Source organism: Roseomonas gilardii, from assembly GCF_001941945.1.
GTDB lineage: Bacteria > Pseudomonadota > Alphaproteobacteria > Acetobacterales > Acetobacteraceae > Roseomonas.
The window spans coordinates 231733-254118 of record NZ_CP015584.1 but is presented as its reverse complement, the minus strand read 5'-3'; the positions used below and the strand labels follow the sequence as shown (position 1 = coordinate 254118).

Sequence of the window (22386 nt, the reverse complement as noted above, 5' to 3'; positions counted from 1 at the left end):
TGCCTTGTCGCTGCGCGAGGCCTTGCGCCAGGGGCGCTCCATGCTGGGCCTGGCGGCCTGCGTGCTGCGCGGGCCGGAGATCGTGCTCGTCACGCGCAGCGCCGGCTTCGACTGGCTGCTGATCGACACGGAGCATGCGCCGATCGACCTCGCGGAGGCCAGCCGCATGGCGGTGGCGGCCCAACTGGCCGGCCTGCCGGCGCTGATCCGGACCCTGGGACCGGACGTGCCCGATCTGGCACGGATGCTGGATATCGGCGCCGAGGGGCTGGTGGTGCCGCATGTGGACAGCGCCGCCCAGGCGCGGAGGATCGTGGAGGCCTGTCGCTTCCCGCCCCATGGGCGGCGGTCCGTGCCCGGCCCCTTGCCCAGCTTCGGCTTCGACATGCCGCCGGTGCCGGAGATGATGTCGCGTGCCGAGGCCCGGACCTCGCTGGTCGCCATGGTCGAGAGCGTGGCCGGACTGTCGGAGATCGAGGCGATCGCCGCCGTGCCGGGGATCGATGCCGTCATGATCGGCGCCAATGACCTGGCCACGGATCTCGGGCGGCCGGGGGCATTGGAGCATCCGGATGTCCATGCCGCCTTCACCCGGATCGCGAGGGCCACGCAGTCCGCGGGCAAGGTGTTCGGCGTGATCGGCCTGCCGGAAGCCCTGCTGGCATCGCACGGGGTGTCCCTTGGGGCACGGCTGATCCTGGCGGCCAATGACATCAACCTGTTGCTGGATGGGGCGACTTCCCTGTCCGGACGTTTGCGGCGGCTTGCCACCGTGACGCCGGATCACTCCCCCTGACACGGGTTGGCCCCGAAGGGGGGCAAGCCGGGGGTGCCAGTCGTGGAGTGGACGAGGTGCTGCCATTCGCCAGGGAGGCCAGACCTGCTGGCGTCGCGGTTCTCCGGCGGCCTTCCCTCCGGTAGAAGGCGGCCATGGACAACAGCATGGCCGCCAAGCCCTACAGCCAGCTCAAGGGCGACCCTTACCGCGCCTATGAGGAACTGCCGGTCGAGGTGCGCCGAGCCTTGCAGGAGGCCCTGGTGGACTGGTGTCCTCTGCGTGCCCGCGAGTGGCATCTTCACCTGCTGCGCCAGCAACGGCTGAGGCCGGCGCAGGCGGCCTACGTCCTCGTTCAGACCATCCGCAGATACGATCACGCCGAAGTGGCCGCCTTCGCGAGGACATGGCCGAAAGGCGCGAAAACCTATCCGCATCTTGCCGCTGACGCGACGCTTCAGCGCTATGTCGGGACGGACGGTATCCCCGCCGCCGAGCCCGTTTCCATGGCACCGGGCAAGAAAGTGCCGCCCAAGGCACGGACCAAGCGCCCGGCAGGCCGCCGCTCCCGGCGCCGAGGCTAGAGCGTGGTCTTCTCGCGCGGGAGCCTATTGGAGTTGGGTGGACAGGGCGCTGCCCTGCCGCTGAAAGCGGTCCTGGCCGCCCTGCCGCAGCCCATCCAGGAACACATCGGCCAGGCGTAGGACCTTGGGCTGCCAGTCCGGCCCATCCTGCATGTAGCAGATCCCGACCAGCGCCCGCAGGATGTCCTCGGCGCCGACATCGCTTCGGGTCTGCCGCTCGGCCGCAGCGCGCCGCAACAGGCTGTCAAGTGCCTGCACCATCTGCTCCAGCATGCACTGCGCCAGCTCGGAGGAGCTCTGCGCCACGACGGCCAGTGCTGACGACATGCCTTTCTTGATCGCGATGAAGCCCACCAGCGCATGCACCCAGCGCCGCACCGCATGGAGGGGGGAGGGGTCTTCCTGCAACTGCTCCGCCAGGATGACAAGCTGTTGCACCTCGCGGCGGTAGACCGCCTCGAACAAGGCCTCGCGCGTCGGGAAATGCCGGTACAGCGTGCCGATACCGACGCCTGCCTGTCTGGCTACCGCTTCCAGGCTGGCGTCGGCCCTGCCCAGGTTGAAGACCTCGCTCGCCGCTTCCAGCAGGCGTTCGCGGTTGCGTGCCGCATCGGCCCGGGGCTTTCGCGCCCTCCTTGCAAGTTGATCAACCACCATCCTGCGCCTGCCCTCCACCCCTTGATAAGCGGAGGGACCCTCCGTATAAATGTCTCAGATCCTGCGCCGACGCTGCGACAAAAGCCGGCGGAACTCAATCTTCCCTGATCCGGACGAAGTGCGTCAGCAAGTCCGGACGTCTTCGTCTGCCCTGAACCTGTCCGTGCCACAGTCCTCGTCGGAGGCCCGCATGCGTCTGTCCTTGTCCATGACCATCAATGGCACGCCTCGCCGCATCGAGCTGGATGACCCCCGCGTCACCCTGCTGGACCTGCTGCGCGAACGGCTGCACCTTACCGGTACCAAGAAAGGCTGTGATCGAGGACAGTGCGGCGCCTGCACTGTCCTGCTGGACGGCCAGCGCATCAACGCCTGCCTAGCCCTGGCCGCGAGCTGTGACGGCAGCACCGTCCAGACCATCGAGGGCGTGGCGCAGGGGGATGTCCTGCACCCGGTCCAGGCTGCCTTCATCGAGCATGACGCCTTCCAGTGCGGCTTCTGCACGCCGGGGCAGATCATGAGTGCCATCGGCCTGATCCAGGAAGCCCAGGCCGGCAACGACCCGGAGCGGGTGAAGGAGGCCATGAGCGGCAACCTGTGCCGCTGTGGAGCCTATGCCGGCATCGCCGCCGCCGTGCTGGACGCCCAGGCGCGCATGGACGCCCCATCCCGGAGTGAGGCGGCATGAAGTCCTTCGACTACATCCGCGCCGGAAGCGTCGCGGAAGCGGTGGCCGCTGGCGCCGTGCCCGGTACGGCGATCCTGGCGGCCGGGACCAACCTGCTGGACCTGATGAAGGGCGGCGTCAGCGTCCCGGACCGGGTGGTGGACATCACCCGCCTGCCGGATCTGGACCGCATCGAGGCCACCGCCGATGGCGGCCTCCGCATCGGTGCGCTGGTGCGCAACGCCGCCCTGGCGCATGACCGTGCCTTTGCACGTGCCTATCCCGCCGTGGCGGAGGCCCTGCTGTCCGGCGCATCGGCGCAGCTTCGCAACGCGGCGACGGTGGGCGGCAACCTGCTGCAGCGCACGCGCTGCGCCTATTTCTACGACCTCGCCAGCACCTGCAACAAACGCCATCCTGGCAGCGGCTGCGACGCGCGCGGCGGCGAGAACCGGCTTCACGCCGTGCTGGGCTGGAGCGATAGCTGCATCGCCACGAACCCGTCCGACTTCTGCGTGCCCCTGGCCGCGATGGGCGCGGTGGTGGAGATCGCCGGTGTGTCCGGTGTGCAGGACGTGCCGCTGGAGAAGTTCCACCTGTTGCCCGGCGACACGCCGCAGCGCGAGACGGTGCTGCGGCCGGGCGAGCTGGTGACCGCCATCCGCCTGCCGGCGGACGCGGCGGGCTTCGCCAGCCACAGCCGCTATATCAAGCTGCGGGAACGCACCTCCTATGCCTTCGCCGTGGTATCGGCAGCGGCCGCGCTGCGCATCGAGGGCGGCGTGATCGCCGAGGCACGGCTGGCGCTGGGTGCCGTGGCGCTGAAGCCCTGGCGCGCCCATGCGGCGGAACAATCGCTGGCCGGTGCGGCACCGGGTGCCGAAGCCTTCCACCGGGCGGCCGCGCTGGCCCTGGAGGGCGCAGCCCCGTCGGGCGGGAACGGCTTCAAGATCGAACTGGCCCGGCGCATCGCCGCCCGCGCCCTGTTGCTGGCCGCGGCCGGCACGCCCGAGCGCCTGCCCCCGCTGCCGGCTTCCCCCTTGTCCCACCCGGCCGGAGTGCCGCTGCATGCGTGACATCGCCGTTACCCAGGCGCCGGTCCATCTCCGGCAGGGTTCCAGCATCGGCCAGCCGCTGACCCGGCGGGACGGCATCCTGAAGGTCACGGGCGCGGCGCGCTATGCCGCGGATAACAACCCGGAAGGCATGCTGCATGCGGTGATGGCCGTCAGCAGCATCGCGCGTGGGCGTGTCGTGGCGCTGGATGTCATGGCGGCCAAGGCGCATCCCGGCGTGGTCGAGGTCATGACGCCCGGCAACCGCCCGGCGCTGGCGGCCGATCCGGACGAGAAGACCAACCCCTTCACGTTCCGCCTGGATCTGCTGCAGGACGACCGTGTCCGCTATGCCAACCAGCCCATTGCCGTGGTGATCGGCGAAACGCTGGAAGCGGCGGCCGAGGGTGCGCGCCTGCTGGCGCCACGCTATGAGGCCCAGGCGCCGCGCATGTCGCTGGACGCGGAAGAGAGCTTCGTGCCGAAGGCGGTCGGGGTCGGCAATCCGCCGGACGTCCGCAAGGGCGATGTGGAAGCCGGCCTGATGGGCGCGGCGCGACGGGTGGAGGCCACCTACGACACCCCTGCGCAGTTCCACAACGCGATGGAGCCGCACGCGATCGTGGCGTCCTGGGACGGCGACCGGCTGCTGATCGACACGCCCAGCCAGGGCCTGGCCATGGCGCAGATGCGCGCGGCGGAACTGCTCGGCATCCCGGCGGAGAATATCCATATCCGCAGTCCCTTCCTGGGCGGCGGCTTCGGCTCCAAGGGCCTGCTGGCGGGGCCGCAGATGCTGGGCATCCTGGCCGCGAAGCTGGTGGATCGCCCGGTGAAGCTGGTGCTGCGGCGGGAGCACATGTATGGCCCGGTCGGCCATCGTGCCGCGACCCGCCAGACCTTGCGGCTGGGTGCCGACGACGCCGGCGCGCTACAGGCCATCAGCCATCATGCGCGGACCTATTCTTCCACGTTCGACGACTTCTTCGAACCAGCGGCCGATATCGCGCACACGCTCTACGCCAGCCCGGCCATCGCCACGACCTATGACGCGGTGCGGCTGGACACCGGTACGCCGCTGTTCATGCGCGCACCGGGCGAGGCCACCGGCAGCATCGCGCTGGAAAGCGCCATCGACGAGATGGCCTGGGTCTGCGGCATGGACCCGCTGGAGTTCCGCCTGAAGAACTACGCGGAGGCGGAGCCGATCTCCGGGAAGCCCTTCTCCTCCAAGGCGCTGCGTGAGTGCTACGCACAGGGCGCGGAGCGCTTCGGCTGGAAATCCCGCCCCCTGGCGCCGCGGCAGATGCAGGACGAGGCCGGGCTTCTGGTGGGCTGGGGTGTCGGCACGGCCACTTTCCCGGCCCTGATGTTCCAGGGACATGCCCGCGCGGTGCTGCGACAGGATGGCGGCGGCCTGGTGGAGACCGGCGCGCATGACATGGGCCAGGGCGCCTGGACCGCCCTGGCACAGATCGCCGCCGATGGGCTCGGCCTGCCGCTGGAGCGCGTGGAGTTCCGCGCCGGCGATTCCAGGCTGCCGGATGCCGGCATCGCCGGTGGGTCCGCCCATACCGCGACCGCCGGTATCGCCATCCATGCCGCGGGAGCCGACGTGATCGCGAAGCTGGCGGCGCTGGCGACGGGGGACGAACACTCGCCCCTGTTCGGTGCGGGCAATGCCGGCGTCATCGCCCGCGCCGGGCGGCTGCATCGTCGTGACGACGAGAGCCGCAGCGAAGGTTTCGGGGAGATCCTCGGACGCGCGGGACTTTCCGAGATCGAAGGCCGCGGCAGCAGTGCATCCGACCCCACGGCGCAGGAAGCCCATGCCATGCACGCGCATGGTGCGGTCTTTGCCGAGGTGAGGGTGGACCCGGAACTGGGGCAGGTGCGCGTCGCGCGGTTGGTGGGGGCCTTTGCGGCCGGCACGATCGTCAATCCCCGCATGGTGCGGAGCCAGTATTACGGCGGCATGATATGGGGCATGTCCTTCGCCCTGCACGAGCATGCGGAGATGGACCGGCGTACCGGCCGCATCATGAACAGCAACCTGGCTGACTACCACGTGCCCGTGAATGCCGACGTGGCTTCCATCGAGGCCATCCTGGTCGAGGAGCATGACCCCTATGTCAATGCACTCGGCATCAAGGGTGTCGGCGAGATCGGCATCACCGGATCGGCCGGCGCGATCGCCAATGCTGTCTGGCATGCGACCGGAAAGCGCGTGCGGCACTTCCCGATCACGCCGGATAAACTCCTCTGACATGGGACGTCCGTGACATCTTCGCAAAACGGCTCCGGAGATGCGCCAGGATGCCATCGGCGCTCCCGGCAGGGTCTATGCGCTTCCGCCATGGCCGGAGCGAGGCGATGACCATGCCCACATCGGGACCGCCGCCGGCGGCGACCTGATCAATCCGGCGGAGGCCTGGGCATCGTCTGCATTTACCGTAACCAGATCATGGCGCAGGCGAGGTGGACGAAGCCCATGAAGGCTTGGATCGTTTTCTCGCGGCGCAGAGCCTTTGCGCCGCTGTTTTTCCACCGGGGTTGGCAACACGCCGAGGTGCTGCCGGTCGGGGGCCGGTTCAGCTCCGGATGAATTCGAGCAGGTCGGCGTTGACCTGGTCCGCATGGGTGGTGGGGATGCCGTGCGGTGCGCCCTTGTAGGTCTTGAGCGTACCGTTCCGCACCAGCTTGGCGGACATCGGCCCGGAGTCTTCGTAGGGAACCACCTGGTCGTCATCGCCGTGGATCACGAGGACGGGTATGCCGATCCCCTTGAGGTCCTCGGTGAAGTCCGTCTGCGAGAAGGCGACGATGCCATCGTATTGGGCCTTGGCGCTGCCCATCATGCCCTGCCGCCACCAGCTGAGGATCACCGGCTCCGAAGCCTTGGTGAGCAGGCGGTTGTAGCCGTAGAAAGGCCCGGCCGGAACGTCGTGGTAGAACTGCGCGCGGTTGGCGGCGAGCTGCTTCTGGAAGTCGTCGAAGACCTCCTTGGGCGTGCCCTTCGGGTTGCTCTCGGTCTTCACCATCAGGGGCGGCACCGCGCTGATGAGGACCGCCTTGCTGACCCGGTCCTCGCCATGCCGGGCGATGTAGCGCACCACCTCGCCGCCGCCGGTCGAATGGCCGACATGCATCGCCCCTCGAATGCCCAGGTGCTCGACCACCGCGGCGACGTCGTCGGCGTAGTGGTCCATGTCGTGCCCGTCCCACACCTGCTCCGACCGCCCATGGCCACGGCGGTCATGCGCGACGACGCGGAAGCCCTGATTGACGAAGAACAGCATCTGCGCATCCCAGTCGTCCGCGCTCAACGGCCAGCCGTGATGGAAGAAGACCGTCTGCCCGTCGCGGGGCCCCCAATCCTTGTAGAAGATCTGAACCCCATCCTGGGTGGTGACGTAGCCCATGCCGCATCTCCTTGATTTACGGCGAGAACGGTGTTGGAGGGATGCCGGCCTCGCCTGTTTCCGATCTGGCTGGAACGAAGCATGGTGGCTCTGAATGCCATGATCGTCACCGACGATAGCCCTTGGGTGTGGTGGAAGGTCAATGTGTCAGGGAACCGGCCTCGCCACGCCGCGTAACCGCTTCGATGAGTCGGCGGGATTGCTGCGTGCCATCGAGCAGAGTCCCGGCGGCTGTCTGCGATCGGGAACAGGCCCGGAAAGGTCGGGTGCATCGCCAGCCACGCCAGCGGGCCTGGACGGTTTCGGCCGGCTTCAGCGCGGGCCTGCCCCCGCCTGGGGCGCCTCGTCATCGGGCCGGCGCTGGTAGACCTGCCGCATGTGCCGGCCCACGGGAACTTCCAGGACCTTCCGGTAGTGCCGGCCCAGCTCGTCTGCCACCGCCGCGACGCTGTCCGCGCTGTTGCGGGGCTGCATCCCTTCCCAGGTCACCACGATGCCGGGATGCGTCGCGAAGATCCGGTGGATCTCGGTGACCTGATCGACCCCGATGGCGCCTGCCTCCTTCTGGTCGCTGAGGTGGCTCGGGAAGGCGTAGCGGGTCGGGATGCAGCTTCCCGTGAGGTGGTACAGCATCGGCTCCCCGTCGAAGACGTAGAGGCATCCAGCCAGCCGGGGCCGGATGAAGGACACGATCTTCCGGATCTCGGTGCCGTCACCGCGCTGCCGCACATGCTTCGTGACGAGGACGAAGCTCGCGACCAGCCCGAACAGGCCCACCAGCAACGCCGCGGGCACGCGGGGTGCCCTGGCTCCACGGCCCAGCTTCAGCCCGGTCTGTCGCCAGGCGCCGAATGCCGGCGCGGCCATGGCCGAGAGCGGCACCAGGAGCGGCAGCGCGTAATGCGTGTAATAGGTCCCGAAGGCCAGGAAGCCGGAGAGGGCCGCAAGCGACCAGGCCATCACGAAGTCCTGCGCCGCCATGGCGTCCTGGCCGCCACCGGGCCGCATCAGCCGCCTGGGCCTGCGGCTCAGGGCCGCGACGAGCAGCAGTGGCAGAAGCAGAAGGACGATCGGTCCCAGCCGGATGAGGACCGAGCCCTCGCCGTAGGTGCTGCGCTCGAAGACCGACAGGAAGTTCGCGTAGAGAAAGGCCTCGCCCTGGCCCCGCAGCACGTAGAAGGCCAGGGCTGCCACGGTGGGCAACAGGCCGCAGGCGATCCAGGCAGCCCCCTGGGCCACGAGCATCGCGGGACGGGTCCCGGCGCGCCAGCCCTGCCAGAGCAACACGCAGCCGAGAAACATCCCCTCGAACACCGCCGTGTACTTCGTCTGGATGGCCATGCCTGCGAGCAGCATGGCGCCACAGCCCAGGGCAAGCCGCGCGCCTGGCGGACGGCCTCTGGCACGAAGCGTCACCCAGGCCGCCAGGACGACGAACAGGTTGTAGAAGACCGGGGACTGCCCGCCCACGCCTTCGAAGGCGCCGAGGAAGGCGAGGTAGACCAGACCGGCGCAGACCGCGCCGGCGCGCGTCGCGAAGGTCGCGGCGACCACGGCGATCATCCCGGCCGTCGCCGCGGCGAAGAGCGTCGCGACCATCTGGTACTGGAGGACGCCCTCGCCCCCGAGCAGGCGGATGGCGGCGTAGATCAGGAAGAGGCCGACAGGCTTGCGATCCCACAAATCGGCAAAGGGCAGGGCGCCGTGCAGAATCCGGTCGCCGACCAGGAGATAGAAGGTCTCGTCCACGCTCACGACGGGGTTGCCGAAGACCGGGGCGCGGATCGCGAAGGCGAACAGCAGCAGGATGGCCGCGCAGAGTGCGAGCGGCATCTCGCTTGCGCCATCCTCGCCCTTGGCTGCCCCCCTGGCCGACGCGGTCATGGAAGGCGTCGGGGAAGCGGGCAGGTAGGGCAACGGCAGGCGCGCGGGGTCGGGCATGATGTTGTCCCCCTTGAAGCTGAAGGCTTCTCCCAGCCCATCAGGGCGAAGGCAATCCCGGCCACCCCGGACGGGGCGGCGTGGCCCCGCGCCGCATCATCGAAGGCGATGATGCGATGATGGCCGCGCTGCCGCCGGAAAAGGATGTCCCGTTCGCCCCTCCCGCGACACGATCCGGCTCGGGATGGTTCCGCATTTTTGGAGGACGGGCGAAAAGAACTTTCCGGCCAAGTCGAAGGGCAGTTGCCAGACCATCTCAGGAATGAATAGGCTTCCATACAAGCCCGGCGAAACGGGAAAGCTAGGGAGGTCCGAAAGATGCGCCATGGCGTAAACGGGTATCCACGTCCGCATGGTGCCAGCTGACTGATGGCGACGGTCGATATTCGCGACGTCCGCAAGAGCTTCGGCAGCACGGCCATCCTCCATGGTGTCAATGTCGGGATCGAGGATGGCGAGTTCGTCGTCCTGGTCGGGCCATCGGGCTGCGGCAAATCCACCTTGCTGCGCATGATCGCGGGCCTGGAGAACATTACCGGCGGCGAGGTCGCCATCGGTGGGCGGGTGGTGAACAACCTGCCACCCAAGGACCGGGACATCGCCATGGTGTTCCAGAACTATGCCCTCTATCCGCACATGACGGTGCGGGACAACATGGGTTTCTCCATGTCGCTCGCGAAGGCGCCGAAGGACGTCATGGAGAGCGAGGTGACCCGCGCCGCCCGCATCCTGGGCCTGGAGGCGTTGCTCGATCGCTATCCACGCCAGCTTTCCGGCGGCCAGCGGCAGCGCGTCGCCATGGGCCGGGCCATCGTGCGCCACCCGCAGGTGTTCCTGTTCGACGAACCGCTGTCCAACCTGGACGCGAAGCTGCGCGTGCAGATGCGCGCCGAGATCAAGGACCTGCATCAGCGGCTGAAGACCACGACCATCTACGTCACCCATGACCAGATCGAGGCCATGACCATGGCCGACAAGATCGTGGTCATGCATGGCGGTCACGTGGAGCAGATCGGCGCGCCGCTGGAACTCTACGACCGTCCGGCCAATGCCTTCGTGGCGGGCTTCATCGGCTCCCCGGCCATGAACCTCCTGCCGGGCGTCGTGCTCGACGGCGCCTTCCATCCCGATGGCGGAGCGACCCCCTGGCCGCTGCCTCCGGGCCTGGGGGCACCCGAAGGGCAGCGCGTGATCTACGGCATCCGGCCGGAGCATCTGGGTCTGGCAACGACCGGCGTGCCGCTGGTGCTGACGCTCATCGAGCCTACAGGTTCCGAGACCCAGGTCAGCGGGCGCAGTGGCACGGCGCAGGTGGTGGGCGCCTTCCGGGAACGCGTCTCCGCCCGGGTGGGGGAGACCATCCATGTGCAGCCGGACCAGTCGCAGGTGCACCTGTTCCACGGGGATACGGGACAGCGCCTCGGCGGCTGACTTCACAGAGGGCGCCACGGAAGAAACCGCGCCCCAGCGAGGAGGACGACAAGAATGTACGACCTGACCCGACGCGGAGCCCTCACGGCCGGTGCCGGTGCGCTGGCGGCCGGCCTGCTGCCGGGCGGACGCGCCCGCGCGGCCATCCCCACGGCCAATGTCCAGCCCCCGGATGTGAAGATCGAGAGCGGCGCGACTTTGCGCGTGCTGCGGCCGACCAAGTTCGTGGAGGCGGACGAGACGATCTTCCGCGAGAACACCGCGAAGTTCACGCAGCAGACCGGCGTGCAGGTGCGCGTCGATTTCGCCGGCTGGGAGGATCTGCGCCCGCAGACGGCCGTCGCCGCCAATACCGGCGCCGGCGCCGATGTGGTGGTGGCCTGGGCGGACGATCCGCATATCTACGCCGACAAGGTGCTCGACCTGACCGAGCTGGCCGGTTACCTCGGCCGGAAATACGGGGGCTGGCTGGCCCTGCCGCAGCGCTTCGGGAAGAAATGGGGAACGGACCAGTGGATCGCCCTGCCGATGGGCGGTTCCGGCGGTCCTTGCGTCTACCGCATCTCCTGGCTGAAGGAGGCGGGCTTCGACAAGTTGCCTTCCGACCATGCGGGCTTCCTCAAGGCCTGCCAGGCGCTGAAGAAGAATGGCCATCCGGCGGGCTTCGCGCTGGGGAATGCCGTGGGCGACGGCAACGCCTATTGCAACTGGCTGCTCTGGAGCCATGGCGGCATGGTGGTGGACGAACAGGGCAAGGTCGCCATCAACAGCCCGGAAACCATCAATGCCCTGAAATACGCCAAGGAGCTCTATCAGACCTTCATCCCCGGAACGCTGTCCTGGGGCGACGTCAACAACAACCGCGCCTATGCGGCGGGTGAGATCGGGCTGACGCAGAACGGCGTCTCCATGTACTTCTCGCTGAAGAACGACCCGAAGACCGCCCCTATCGCCGAGGATACCGGCATGGCCCGCATGCCCTTCACCTCGGATGGCAGGATGGCGGAGAACGTGCTGCTGCTGAACGCCCTGGTGTTCAAGCACAGCCGCTATCCCAATGCTGCGAAGGAGTACCTGCGCTTCATGATGGAAGCGGAGCAGTACGACCGCTGGCTGGTCGGCTGTGGCGGCTACTGGTCCCATCCGCTTGCTGCCTATGCGGAAAGCGAAGTGTGGAAGAGCGATCCGAAGCTCGCCGTCTATCGCGATACCAACACGGTGGAATTCTGGTCCGGCTACAAGGGGCCGATCAGCGCCGCGTCCGGCGCCGTCGCGGCCGACTATGTCGTGGTGCAGATGTTCGCCGCTGCCTCTTCAGGCCAGGCGACGCCGGAGGAGGCCGTGCGCGAGGCCGAGCGCCGTGCCCGCCGCTATTACCGCTGAGCTGAGCGGCCATGGGGGAAACCCCATGGCCCGCCTGGAGGGAACCTGAACCATGTCCGTGAGCACGACCAAGCCCACGACTGGGCCCACGACCAACTGGCGCCGCCCCCAGGTCACGCAGGGGTGGCTGGGGCGCCTCCTCGATTCCAAGCCTTTCCTGATCGTCGCCTGCCTCACGCCCGCCCTTGGCCTGCTGACGGTCTTCCTGACCTATCCGCTGGGCCTGGGCATCTGGCTCGCCTTCACCGATACGCAGATCGGCCGCACCGGGGTCTTCATCGGGCTGGAGAACTTCGAATCCCTCTGGTACGACCGGGTCTTCTGGGGCGCGGTCTTCTACACGGTGTTCTACACGGCCGTGGCGACGATCCTGAAATTCGGCCTCGGCCTGTGGCTCGCCCTGCTGCTCAACGAGAACCTGCCGTTCAAGTCCCTGCTGCGGGCCATTATCCTGCTGCCATGGATCGTGCCGACCGTGCTCTCGGCCATCGCCTTCTGGTGGATCTTCGACGCCCAGTTCTCGATCATCTCCTATGTGCTGGTCGATAAGCTGGGCCTCCTCGACCATTACATCGACTTCCTCGGCACGCCCTGGGCGGCGCGCTGGTCGTTGGTCGCGGTCAATGTCTGGCGCGGCATCCCCTTCGTCGCCATCAGCCTGCTCGCCGGCCTGCAGACCATCTCGCCTTCGCTCTACGAGGCCGCGCTCCTCGATGGCGCCTCATCCTGGCAGCGTTTCCGGCGCATCACCGCGCCGCTGCTGATGCCCATCCTGGCCGTGGTGCTGACCTTCTCGGTGCTGTTCACCTTCACGGATTTCCAGCTCGTCTATGCCATCACGCGCGGTGGTCCGATCAACTCCACCCATCTGATGGCCACGCTGGCCTTCCAGCGCGGCATTCCGGGCGGCCATCTGGGAGAGGGCGCCGCCATCGCCGTCTCGATGATCCCCTTCCTCGTCGTCGCCACGCTGTTCAGCTATTTCGCGCTGGCGCGCCGCAAGTGGCAGCAGGGAGAAGACAATGAGTAAGGCCGCCACCCTGCCGGACGATGCGCTCTCCTGGCAGTCCCGCCAGCGGCGTGTGGTCACGGTTTATCTGCCGCTGCTGTGCTTCGTCTTCGTGCTGCTCTTCCCATTTTACTGGATGACCGTCACGGCCATCAAGCCGAACGCGGAGATGTACAACTACAAGGAGTACAGCCCCTTCTGGGTCGCGAACCCGACGCTGGCCAACATCAAAAAGTTGCTCTTCGAGACGAGCTATCCGAGCTGGCTGTTCAACACCATGCTCATCGCGGTGTGCTCCACCGTGCTGTCCCTGGTGGCCTCGGTGCTGGCGGCCTATGCCATCCAGCGTCTGCGCTTCCGGGGCTCGGCCTATGTGGGCCTGGCCATCTACATCGCCTATCTGGTGCCGCCATCCATCCTGTTCATCCCGCTGGCGACCATGGTCTTCCGGCTTGGCCTGTTCGACAGCCCGCTGGCGCTCATCCTGACCTATCCGACCTTTCTCATCCCCTTCTGCACCTGGCTGCTGATCGGCTACTTCAAGTCCATTCCCTATGAGCTGGAGGAATGCGCCCTGATCGACGGCGCGACGCGCCTGCAGATCCTGCGCCGGATCACCCTGCCGCTCGCCGTGCCGGGGCTGATCAGCGCCGGGATCTTTTCCTTCACGCTGTCCTGGAACGAGTTCATCTACGCTCTCGCCTTCATCTCCTCCTCGGAGAACAAGACGGTCCCGGTGGCCATCCTGACGGAGCTGGTGCAGGGCGATGTCTATCAATGGGGCTCGCTGATGGCGGGCTCCCTGCTGGGGTCGCTGCCGGTTGCGATCTTCTACTCGTTCTTCGTGGACTACTACGTGTCGTCCCTGACCGGTGCGGTGAAGGAATAGCCGGCGGGAACGCCGCGCTCCTCGACCGATGCCACCCTGGCGCCCTTCCGGATGCGGAAGGGCGCCTTTTCCCCGCTAAAGCACCTTGCCCGGATTCAGCAGTCTCTGCGGGTCCAGCGCCGTCTTCAGGCGCTGCATCAGCTCCAGTTCGGCATCGGAGCGGACATAGCCCAGCCAGGGTTTCTTGGAGAGCCCGATGCCATGTTCGGCGGAGATGGTTCCACCGAAGCGGCGCACCATGTCGTAGACAACCTCCTGGATCACCCGCTTGGGCTGGGTCGCGGCGCCAGGAAGGAAGGAGACGATGTGCATGTTGCCGTCGCCGATATGCCCATAGAACAGGGCGACGACGCCCGGCAGCCTTTCCTCCAGCGCCGCCTTGCAGGCCTGGACATAGTCATCCATCCGGGCGACAGGCAGGCCGATATCGAAGGATTCGTGTGGCCCCAGCACCTGCACGAACTCGGCACATGCGTCCCGCACGCCCCAGAAGGCACGGACATCGGCCAGGGATTGCGAGACGGCGGCGTCGGTCAGGATTCCGGCTTCGGCCTGGGCTTCGAGCCAGGCCTGGAAACGCGGTGCGTCGATCGCCTCGTCCATGCCCTGTGCCTCCACGAGGACATAGGAAGCGTGCTCCCCCGCGATGGGATTGCGGACGCCGGGGACCTGCTGTGTCACCACCTGCCAGTAGTCCGGCCACATTACCTCGAAGGCTGACAGCAGGGGGCCGAGGCCACGGCGGGCCGCACCGAGAAACCGGACCGTGCTGTCGTAGCTGGGCAGGGCGCAGAGCGCCGCCATGGTGCAGCCGGGCTTCGGGAACAGGCGCAGGACCGCGCGCGTGATGATGCCCAGCGTGCCCTCGCTCCCCAGGAAAAGCTGCTTCAGGTCATAGCCCGCATTGTTCTTGAGCATCTTGTTGAGGCCGCGGATGACGGTGCCGTCCGGCAGCACCACCTCCAGCCCCAGCACCATGTCGCGCGCCATGCCATAGCGGATGACGCGGTTGCCGCCGGCATTGGTGGACAGGTTGCCGCCGATCGCGCAGGAGCCGCGCGCACCGAGATCGAGCGGCATGAAGAAGCCCGCCTCGTCCGCTGCCTTCTGGACCGCCTCCAGCGGCGTGCCGGCCCGGACCGTCATGGTCGCGGCCGCCGGATCGATCTCCTCGATCCCGGTCATGCGTTCCAGGGAGAGCGCCACGCAGCCCTCGACGGGCAGGGCCCCGCCGCAAAGCCCCGTCAGCCCGCCCTGCGGCACCACCGGTACGCCGAAGCGCTGGCAGAGCCGCATGGTGGCCGAGACTTCCTCCGCCGTGACCGGCCGCACGACGGCGAGGGGCCGGACAGGGGCCAGGGTGCTCCAGTCCTTCTCGTTGCGGACCGGAATGGCATCCCCGCTGAGGACGCTGCGTGGCCCGAGCTCGGCCAGGAGGGCCGAAAGCAGGGCATCCTCCGCCGGAACCGTTATGGCGTCGGTCAGTTTTGCACCTGGGGTCATTGGGGTCAGCCTCGTGGCCAGGATCGGATGACGATGCCCGCATCATCCGTGCCGGATGGGCCTGGGAATGCGGGCCCGTCTCGTGACATCGGCGGGTCATGACTGCTCTACACCACGATGCCGGGAGCACAAGGCGTTTGACGAGCGGATCGCCGCAGCGGGCGGCTTCACGCACATCCCTGCACCGACGCCATCGCGCGCGGCCATTCATCCGGCCGGGACCCGGCCACAGCCCGGCTTGGGCCATGGATGGAGAGAACGATCTCCCCCGGCGGGTCGCGGGGAGTGGAACGTTTCCAGGTGGCGGCGAATTAGGGACCAGCATGCTTTTGACTATGAGAAATAGTGATTCTCTAATTAACCCGAGAATCAATGATGTTTATCGAGGATCGGATGTTGCCGGATACTCCCGCCGAACAGGCCCGAAACAGGCTTTCCACTCGGCTGCACCGAAGGGGCCTGCTCGGCGCCGCTGGCCTTGCCGGCCTCTCCTTGCCGCTGATGGGGTTCTCCCCCCGCGCGGGCGGCCCGACCGCCGAGCTCGACGCGCTGCTCCGTGACACCCCGATCTGCCGTGCCAGCGCGCCGGGCGCCGCCCCCGGTACTGCCCCCGACACCCCTCTGCGCAAGCTGACGCTCGCCTGGAACGCGACCGCCATCTGCACCTCGCCTGTCGCGGTGGCGCAGAAGCAGGGCATCCTGGCCAGGCACGGGCTGGAGGTCGAGTTCGTCAATTTCGGCTCCTCCACCGAAGCGCTGCTGGAGGCGATTGCGACCCGCAAGGCGGATGCCGGCGTCGGCATGGCGCTGCGCTGGCTCAAGCCGCTGGAAATGGGCTTCGACGTCAAGATCACCGGCGGCACGCATGGCGGCTGCATGCGGCTGATCGGCGACCCGAAGGCGGGTGTCACCGGCGACGTCGCCTCGCTGCGCGGCAAGACCATCGCCACGGCCGACATGGGCGGCGCGGACAAGAACTTCTTCTCCATGCTGCTCAAGCGCCGCGGCATCGACCCGGACCGCGATGTCACCTGGAAGGTCTTTCCCGCCCATGTCTTCGGCCTGGCGCTGGAGCGTGGCGAGGCACAGGCCGTTGCTGGCGGCGACCCGATCGCCTGGCTGCTGCAGCGCGACCGGAAGCTGGTCGAGGTCGCCACCAATCTTTCCGGCGAATGGGCCAGCCGCGCCTGCTGCATCATCGGCGTTAGCGGCGCCCTGGTCAAAAACGAACCGCAGGTGGCCGCCGCGCTGACGCGCGCGTTGCTGGAGGCGCAGGACCTTGCCGCCCATGACCCGTCCGTGGCGGTGGACACCTTCCTCACCTATGCCCCGGCCAGCACCAGCCGCGATGACCTCATCGCCATGATGCGCAGCCACACCCACGGCCATCATCCCGCCGGCCTCGCGATCCGTCAGGAGATCGAACTCTATGCGGAGGAGCTCAAGTCGGTCGGTGTGATGCGTGCCGGCACCGATCCGAAGCGCTTCGCCGAGCGCGTCACCGCCAACGTGCTGGGGGCGTGATGAGCGGCGCCGCCATTGCTGGGGCAGGAAGCGCCCCGATCGAGGCCGGCAGGGCCGGGTTCCTGGGAAGCGGCCTCCTGGCCGGCTTCGCCTGGATCGCCGCCGCCGCCGTCATCGCCGTGCCGGAGGACGCGATCGAGGTCGGCCGGACGCGCGAACTCGCCCTGACCGCCGCGCTTCTGGGCGTCGCGCTGCTCTTTTCCGCCCTGCTGTCGCCACGGCTCGGCAGGCTGGGCGAGAAGCTGCGCGTGGCCGGGCCCTGGCTCACCGTCCTGCCGTTGGCCCTGATCGCCTGGGAATTGCTGACCGCCAAGCTCGCCCTGCTCCCGCTGCCCTTCTTCGCCTCGCCGCAAGGGCTGCTGGAAGTCTATCTGGAGGACTGGCCGCGCCTGGGCGAGAGCGTGCTGCGCTCGCTCTGGCTGCTCGTCAGCGGCTATGCCATCGGCGCCGCGGCGGGGTTCGTGGCGGGCGTGGCGCTCGGCTGGTCGCGCGCCATCGGTTACTGGGTGCATCCGGTGCTGCGGCTGATCGGGCCGTTGCCCGCCACGGCCTGGCTGCCGATCGCCTTCTTCGCCTTCCCGACCAGCGGCAGCGCCAGCACCTTCCTGGTCGCGCTGGCGACCTGGTTTCCGGTGACGGTGCTCACCTGGTCCGGCGTCTCGGGTGTCAACAAGGCCTATTACGACATCGCCCGCACGCTGGGCGCCAGCCAGAGCTTCCTCGTGCTCAAGGTCGCCGTGCCGGCGGCGCTGCCGCAGGTCTTCGTGGGCCTCTTCATGGGGCTCGGCGCCTCCTTCTCCGTCCTCGTGGTGGCGGAGATGCTGGGCGTGAAGGCCGGGCTCGGCTGGTATCTGCAATGGGCCCAGGGCTGGGCCGCCTATGGCAACATGTACGCGGCGCTGCTGCTGATGGCGCTGATGTGCTCCACGCTGGTGACTCTGCTCTTCAAGGGCCGTGACCGGCTCCTCGCCTGGCAGAAGGGGACGGTGCGGTGGTGAGCGCGGCGCTTCGCGAGGCTCCAGCGACGGAGCGGAACCAGGGCATGGCGGTGGAGATCCGCCATGCCAGCCAGGCCTTCCAACTGGAGGGCCAGCCCCTGCCGGTGCTGGACAACGTCTCTCTCTCCGTGCGTCCGGGCGAGTTCGTGGCGCTGCTCGGCCCCTCGGGCTGCGGCAAGTCCACGCTGCTGCGGCTGCTGGCCGGGCTGGACGCGCCCGTCTCCGGGCAGGTGCTGGGCGACGGCGTGCCGATCGCCACGCCCGATCCGTCCCGCGTCCTGGTGTTCCAGGACCCGACGCTCTACCCATGGCGCACCGTGCGGGCCAATGTCGCCCTGGGGCTGGAGGCACGCGGCCTGCTGCGCCGCCAGGGCCACCGGGTGCAGGAGGCCATCGACCTCGTCGGGCTGACGGGTTTCGAGAGCGCCTATCCGCACCAGCTTTCCGGCGGCATGTCGCAGCGCGTCGCCCTGGCACGCGCCCTGGTGAACGACCCGCGCCTGCTTCTGCTCGACGAGCCGCTGGGCAAGCTCGACAGCCTGACCCGCCTGTCGATGCAGGCGGAGCTGGTGCGCCTGTGGCAGCGTTCCGGCCTCACCGCGCTGCTGGTGACGCATGATGTCGAGGAGGCGCTGATCCTGGCGCAGCGCGTGGTGGTCTTCAGCCCACGCCCGGCGCGCATCACGGCGGAGCTGGTGGTGGACCGCCCCTATCCCCGGCATCGCGACGACCCGCATCTCGTCTCCCTGCGGCGCGAGGCGCTGGGGCTGCTGGGGCTGGAGGGGTGACGGTGCGACCCCGAAGGAACAGTGCCCCGGGGAGAACCGCGATGATCGGCATCGTCTGGCGCAGCCTCCTGCTGCTCGGCCTGTTCCTCACGGGCCTGAACCTCCTGGGCCTCATCCCCGGCGAGGCTTCCCGCCCATCGATGGTGGCCGAGCGGTGAGCCCAACCTTGCTCCTCCTCCGGACGGGTCGCGCCATCGCACCCTGTCCGCGATGTCGGTGCGGCCGCCCCGGCTGACGGCCAGACGGCCCCGTAGCCCGGGCGGTCCATAGCCCTGCCGGAAGGCGCCCCGCCATCGGGCGGCATCCCGCACGGCCACCATCGCACCGCCACGCCTCACGAGGACATCGCAGTATGAGCGTACACATCACCGGCATGATCTGGGCCCGCCCGACCTCCGACCTGGAGGTGACGGACGGCCCGGCCGTGCAGCCCGATTTCATCGAGCGCATCACCCTGGCGCATGAGGAGGCCGGCTTCGACCGCGTCCTCGCCGGATACTGGACCAATGCCGCGGACGGCTTCCTGGTCCTGGCCCATGCCGCCTCGGTGGCCAGGCGCATCCATTTCCTGCTCGCGCACCGGCCGGGTTTCGTTTCCCCCACCCTGGCGGCGCGCAAGATCGCGACACTGGAGAATCTGACAGGCGGCCGGCTGGCCCTGCATGTCATCTCGGGCGGCGAGGATGCCGACCAGCGCAAGGATGGCGACCACGCCAGCCATGCCGAGCGCTACCGCCGCACCGACGAGTTCCTCGAAGTGGTGCAGAAGACATGGACCGCCACGGAACCCTTCGATCATGTGGGCGAGTTCTATTCGGTCGAGCAGGCCTGGTCCGACGTGCGGCCGATCCAGCCGAAGCTGCCGGTCTTCTTCGGCGGCGCCTCGGATGCCGCGATCCGCGTCGCGCAGAAATACGCCGATGTCTATGCCCTGTTCGGCGAACCCCTGACCGAGACCGCGGCCATGCTGGCCCGGCTGCGTGCCTGCCTGCCGCGCGGGCGGGATCTGGCCTTCTCCTGGTCCAACCGCCCCATCCTGGGCGCCACCGAGGCCGAGGCCTGGGACCGCGCCCGCCATATCCGCGAGCGCGCTCTGGCCAAGCTGGCGCGGGCCGGCGGGAGCGGGCTGATCCCGGCCGGCCAGGCGGTGAACTCCCGGCGCCTCGTCGCCCTGTCGCAGCGTGGCGAGGTGCTGGACGAGAGGCTCTGGACCGCCATGGCCGGGGTGCTGGGCGGGCGCGGCAACAGCACCGCCCTGGTCGGTACGCCGGAGCAGGTCGCGCGTTCCATGCTGCGCTACCGCGAACTCGGGGTGAGCCACTACATCCTGCGGGGCTGGGACCCGCTGCTGGACGCCGTCGAGTACGGGCGCGAACTCATCCCGCTGCTGCGGGAACTGGCCGAGGCGCAGGACCGGCGCCGCGTGAGCGTTCCGGTCCGTACCGTGGCGGCAGAGTGAAGGGCGAAGACAGAATGACCACATCCCGCCGCGGCCTCATCGCCGCCACCGCCGCCCTGCTGGCCGCCCCCGCGGTGCCGCGCGCCGCCCCGGCCGCCACGCTTCGCGCCGGCAGCCAGAAAGGCGGTCTGCAATCGCTCTTCGAGGCCTCGGGCGTCGCCCGCGACCTGCCCTATCGCATCGACTGGAGCGAATTCTCCGCGGCCCAGCCGCTGCTGGAGGCCCTGAATGCCGATGCCATCGATATCGGCTCGATGGGCGACCTCAACTTCTTCTCCGTCTATGCCAATGGCGCGCCGATCAAGGCCATCGGCGCCACGCGCTCCGACGGCGCGTCGCAGAACATCGTGGTGCGGGGCGATGGGCCGATCCGCAGCGTCGCCGATCTTCGTGGCAGGCGTGTCGCCGCGGCGCGCGGCGGCTGGACCCATTACTCCCTGTTCCGGATCCTGGAGGCACATGGCATCTCGCCGGAGGAGGTGAAGATCGCCTGGCTGCTGCCGGCGGAGGCGGCGCTGGCCTTCCGCTCCGGCGCGATCGACGCGTGGTCGGTCTGGGAACCCTTCACCTCGCTGGAGGTGTTGCAGTTTGGCGCCCGGGTCCTGGCCGATGCGCGCGGGCTGACCCCGAGCGCCAGCTTCCTGGCCACCAGCGAGACCGCGCTGCGCGACAAGCGTCCGCTCCTCGCCGACTTCGTCGCGCGCAACCGCCGCGGCTGGGCCTGGGCCGGCGGCAACCTGCGGGAATATGCCAAGGTCACGGCCCGCCTGACGCGGCAGCCGGAGGCGGTGGTCGAACGCGCCTATACGGTGAACGACACGCGCGCGGTGCCGCTCGACGACGCCCTGCTGCGCGAGTTCCAGGAGGCGGTGGACCGCAGCGTCACCTACGGCATCGTTTCCCGCCGCTTCGACGTCCGGCAGGCGATCGACACCAGCCTGACCCCTCCCACCCAGGGCTGAAGGAGATCCCGATGTCCGAACCTTCCCTGCATCCCGACACCCTGGCCCTGCATGGCGGCTGGCGCGCCGATCCCACCCATGGCGCGGTGGCGGTGCCGATCTACCAGACCACCTCCTATCAGTTCGAGAGCAGCGAACATGCGCGCCGTCTCTTCGGGCTGGAACAACTCGGCTACATCTATTCCCGCACCGGGAACCCGACCGTCGATGCGCTGGAGCAGCGCCTCGCCGCGCTGGAGGGCGGCGTCGCGGCCCTGGCGCTCGGCTCGGGGCAGGCGGCTTCCGCCTTCTCGGTGCTGGCGCTGGCGCGGGCGGGGGACAACATCGTCTCCTCGACCGATCTCTATGGCGGGACCTGGAACCTCTTCGCCAACACCCTGTCGCGCTTCGGCATCGAGACGCGCTTCGTCGATCCCACGGACCCGGAGAACTTCCGCCAAGCCACCGACGAACGCACGCGCGCCTATTATGGCGAGACCCTGCCCAATCCGAAGCTGGTCGTCTTCCCGGTCGCCGAGGTCGCGGCGATCGGCCGGCCGCTCGGCATCCCGCTGATCCTGGACAACACGGCGGCGCCGCTGCTGGCGCGGCCGCTGGATCACGGTGCGGCCATCGTGGTCTATTCCGCCACCAAGTATCTCGGCGGCCATGGCACCAGCATCGCCGGTGCCGTGGTGGATGGGGGACGGTTCGACTGGCTCGCCGTGCCGGAACGGCAGCCTTCCCTCAACACGCCCGATCCGAGCTATCACGGGACGGTCTGGACCGAGGCGGCGCCGCGTCTCGGCGTCCCGCCCTATCTGGCGGCGCTGCGCTCCTCGATCCAACGCGACCTCGGCGCCCCGCTCTCGCCCTTCAACGCCTTCCAGATCCTCCAGGGCGTCGAGACGCTGCCCCTCCGCATCCGGCGGCACAGCGAGACGGCCGCCGCGGTGGCGCAATGGTTGTCGCGCCGCCCGGAGGTGGCGCGGGTCATCCACCCGTCGCTACAGGGCGGCGAAGCCCGCGTCCGGGCCGAGCGCGTCCTGCGCGGTGGCTTCGGCGGCCTCGTGGGGGTGGAGCTGGCGGGGGGCCTCGATGCCGGGCGCCGCTTCATTGATGCGCTGAAACTGTTCTACCATGTCGCCAATATCGGCGACGCACGCAGCCTGGCGATCCATCCCGCCAGCACCACCCACAGTCAGCTTTCGCCTGAGGAGCAGGCCCTGACGGGCGTGACGCCGGGCTATGTGCGGCTCTCGATCGGGCTGGAACATCCGGCGGATCTCCTGGCCGACCTGGCGCAGGGCCTCGACGCCGCCGGCCGGCTGGCCGAAGCCGCCTGACAGAGACAAGGGAA

General features: G+C 68.6%; 19 protein-coding genes. 15 read left to right on the top strand and 4 right to left on the bottom strand.

Annotated features, from left to right (window positions below; genetic code table 11):
* Positions 1 to 4 precede the first annotated feature (4 nt).
* Complete coding sequence (locus RGI145_RS20695; protein ID WP_208864035.1) at positions 5 to 796, top strand: HpcH/HpaI aldolase family protein; 792 nt, start codon at positions 5 to 7, stop codon at positions 794 to 796.
* A gap of 134 nt (positions 797 to 930) precedes the next feature.
* Positions 931 to 1359: a DUF6525 family protein gene (locus RGI145_RS20690; protein WP_075800425.1), complete on the top strand. Its 429-nt coding sequence runs from the start codon at positions 931 to 933 to the stop codon at positions 1357 to 1359.
* 24 nt (positions 1360 to 1383) lie between these two features.
* Here the strand turns inward: RGI145_RS20690 and RGI145_RS20685 are convergent, their stop codons facing one another.
* Positions 1384 to 2016: a TetR/AcrR family transcriptional regulator gene (locus RGI145_RS20685; protein ID WP_075800424.1), complete on the bottom strand. Its 633-nt coding sequence runs from the start codon at positions 2014 to 2016 to the stop codon at positions 1384 to 1386.
* Between the two features lie 190 nt (positions 2017 to 2206).
* Between RGI145_RS20685 and RGI145_RS20680 the strand changes: the two genes are divergently transcribed.
* The 3 genes from RGI145_RS20680 to RGI145_RS20670 are packed head-to-tail and all read left to right on the top strand — an operon-like array spanning position 2207 to position 6004.
* Positions 2207 to 2704: a (2Fe-2S)-binding protein gene (locus tag RGI145_RS20680; protein WP_075800423.1), complete on the top strand. Its 498-nt coding sequence runs from the start codon at positions 2207 to 2209 to the stop codon at positions 2702 to 2704.
* Positions 2701 to 3759, top strand: coding sequence for an FAD binding domain-containing protein (locus RGI145_RS20675; protein ID WP_075800422.1), 1059 nt, complete (start codon positions 2701 to 2703; stop codon positions 3757 to 3759). Before RGI145_RS20680 ends, RGI145_RS20675 begins: the two co-directional genes overlap by 4 nt.
* Positions 3752 to 6004: a xanthine dehydrogenase family protein molybdopterin-binding subunit gene (locus tag RGI145_RS20670; RefSeq protein WP_075800421.1), complete on the top strand. Its 2253-nt coding sequence runs from the start codon at positions 3752 to 3754 to the stop codon at positions 6002 to 6004. The genes RGI145_RS20675 and RGI145_RS20670 overlap by 8 nt, the downstream gene beginning before the upstream one ends.
* A gap of 325 nt (positions 6005 to 6329) precedes the next feature.
* Here RGI145_RS20670 and RGI145_RS20665 read toward each other — a convergent pair whose 3' ends face one another.
* Both RGI145_RS20665 and RGI145_RS20660 read right to left on the bottom strand, forming a co-directional pair.
* Positions 6330 to 7160, bottom strand: coding sequence for an alpha/beta fold hydrolase (locus RGI145_RS20665; protein ID WP_075800420.1), 831 nt, complete (start codon positions 7158 to 7160; stop codon positions 6330 to 6332).
* A 312-nt stretch (positions 7161 to 7472) separates the two neighbouring features.
* Positions 7473 to 9101 (bottom strand): ArnT family glycosyltransferase, encoded by a 1629-nt coding sequence (locus RGI145_RS20660; protein ID WP_156878702.1) that lies wholly within the window; start codon positions 9099 to 9101, stop codon positions 7473 to 7475.
* Positions 9102 to 9470: 369 nt separating this feature from the next.
* Here RGI145_RS20660 and RGI145_RS20655 point away from each other — a divergent pair, with 369 nt between their 5' ends.
* Genes RGI145_RS20655 through RGI145_RS20640 form a run of 4 tightly spaced genes read left to right on the top strand, consistent with a single transcriptional unit; the run spans position 9471 to position 13813 of the window.
* The gene (locus tag RGI145_RS20655) at positions 9471 to 10532 is read left to right on the top strand and encodes an ABC transporter ATP-binding protein (protein ID WP_075800418.1); all 1062 of its coding nucleotides are present in this window, start codon (positions 9471 to 9473) and stop codon (positions 10530 to 10532) included.
* Between the two features lie 54 nt (positions 10533 to 10586).
* Positions 10587 to 11915 carry an ABC transporter substrate-binding protein gene (locus tag RGI145_RS20650; protein WP_075800417.1) on the top strand — a complete coding sequence of 443 codons (1329 nt, stop codon included), beginning with the start codon at positions 10587 to 10589 and terminating at the stop codon, positions 11913 to 11915.
* 52 nt (positions 11916 to 11967) lie between these two features.
* Positions 11968 to 12945, top strand: a complete 978-nt coding sequence (locus tag RGI145_RS20645; protein ID WP_075800416.1) for a carbohydrate ABC transporter permease — start codon at positions 11968 to 11970, stop codon at positions 12943 to 12945.
* Positions 12938 to 13813, top strand: coding sequence for a carbohydrate ABC transporter permease (locus RGI145_RS20640; protein WP_075800415.1), 876 nt, complete (start codon positions 12938 to 12940; stop codon positions 13811 to 13813). The genes RGI145_RS20645 and RGI145_RS20640 overlap by 8 nt, the downstream gene beginning before the upstream one ends.
* A gap of 75 nt (positions 13814 to 13888) precedes the next feature.
* Here RGI145_RS20640 and RGI145_RS20635 read toward each other — a convergent pair whose 3' ends face one another.
* The gene (locus RGI145_RS20635) at positions 13889 to 15316 is read right to left on the bottom strand and encodes an FAD-binding oxidoreductase (protein ID WP_075800414.1); all 1428 of its coding nucleotides are present in this window, start codon (positions 15314 to 15316) and stop codon (positions 13889 to 13891) included.
* Between the two features lie 501 nt (positions 15317 to 15817).
* Here RGI145_RS20635 and RGI145_RS20630 point away from each other — a divergent pair.
* The 6 genes from RGI145_RS20630 to RGI145_RS20605 all read left to right on the top strand — a co-directional run bounded on the left by RGI145_RS20630 (position 15818) and on the right by RGI145_RS20605 (position 22372).
* A complete protein-coding gene (locus tag RGI145_RS20630; protein WP_237183356.1) occupies positions 15818 to 16840 on the top strand; it encodes an ABC transporter substrate-binding protein in 1023 nt (340 codons plus the stop codon).
* A complete protein-coding gene (locus tag RGI145_RS20625; RefSeq protein WP_075800412.1) occupies positions 16840 to 17838 on the top strand; it encodes an ABC transporter permease in 999 nt (332 codons plus the stop codon). The genes RGI145_RS20630 and RGI145_RS20625 overlap by 1 nt, the downstream gene beginning before the upstream one ends.
* A 44-nt stretch (positions 17839 to 17882) precedes the next feature.
* A complete protein-coding gene (locus RGI145_RS20620; RefSeq protein ID WP_156878743.1) occupies positions 17883 to 18626 on the top strand; it encodes an ABC transporter ATP-binding protein in 744 nt (247 codons plus the stop codon).
* A 352-nt stretch (positions 18627 to 18978) separates the two neighbouring features.
* Positions 18979 to 20085, top strand: a complete 1107-nt coding sequence (locus RGI145_RS20615) for an LLM class flavin-dependent oxidoreductase (protein WP_075800410.1) — start codon at positions 18979 to 18981, stop codon at positions 20083 to 20085.
* A 14-nt stretch (positions 20086 to 20099) separates the two neighbouring features.
* Positions 20100 to 21047, top strand: coding sequence for an ABC transporter substrate-binding protein (locus RGI145_RS20610; RefSeq protein WP_075800409.1), 948 nt, complete (start codon positions 20100 to 20102; stop codon positions 21045 to 21047).
* Between the two features lie 11 nt (positions 21048 to 21058).
* Entirely contained in the window at positions 21059 to 22372 is a 1314-nt protein-coding gene (locus tag RGI145_RS20605) for an O-acetylhomoserine aminocarboxypropyltransferase/cysteine synthase family protein (protein WP_075800408.1), read from the top strand.
* Positions 22373 to 22386 lie beyond the last annotated feature (14 nt).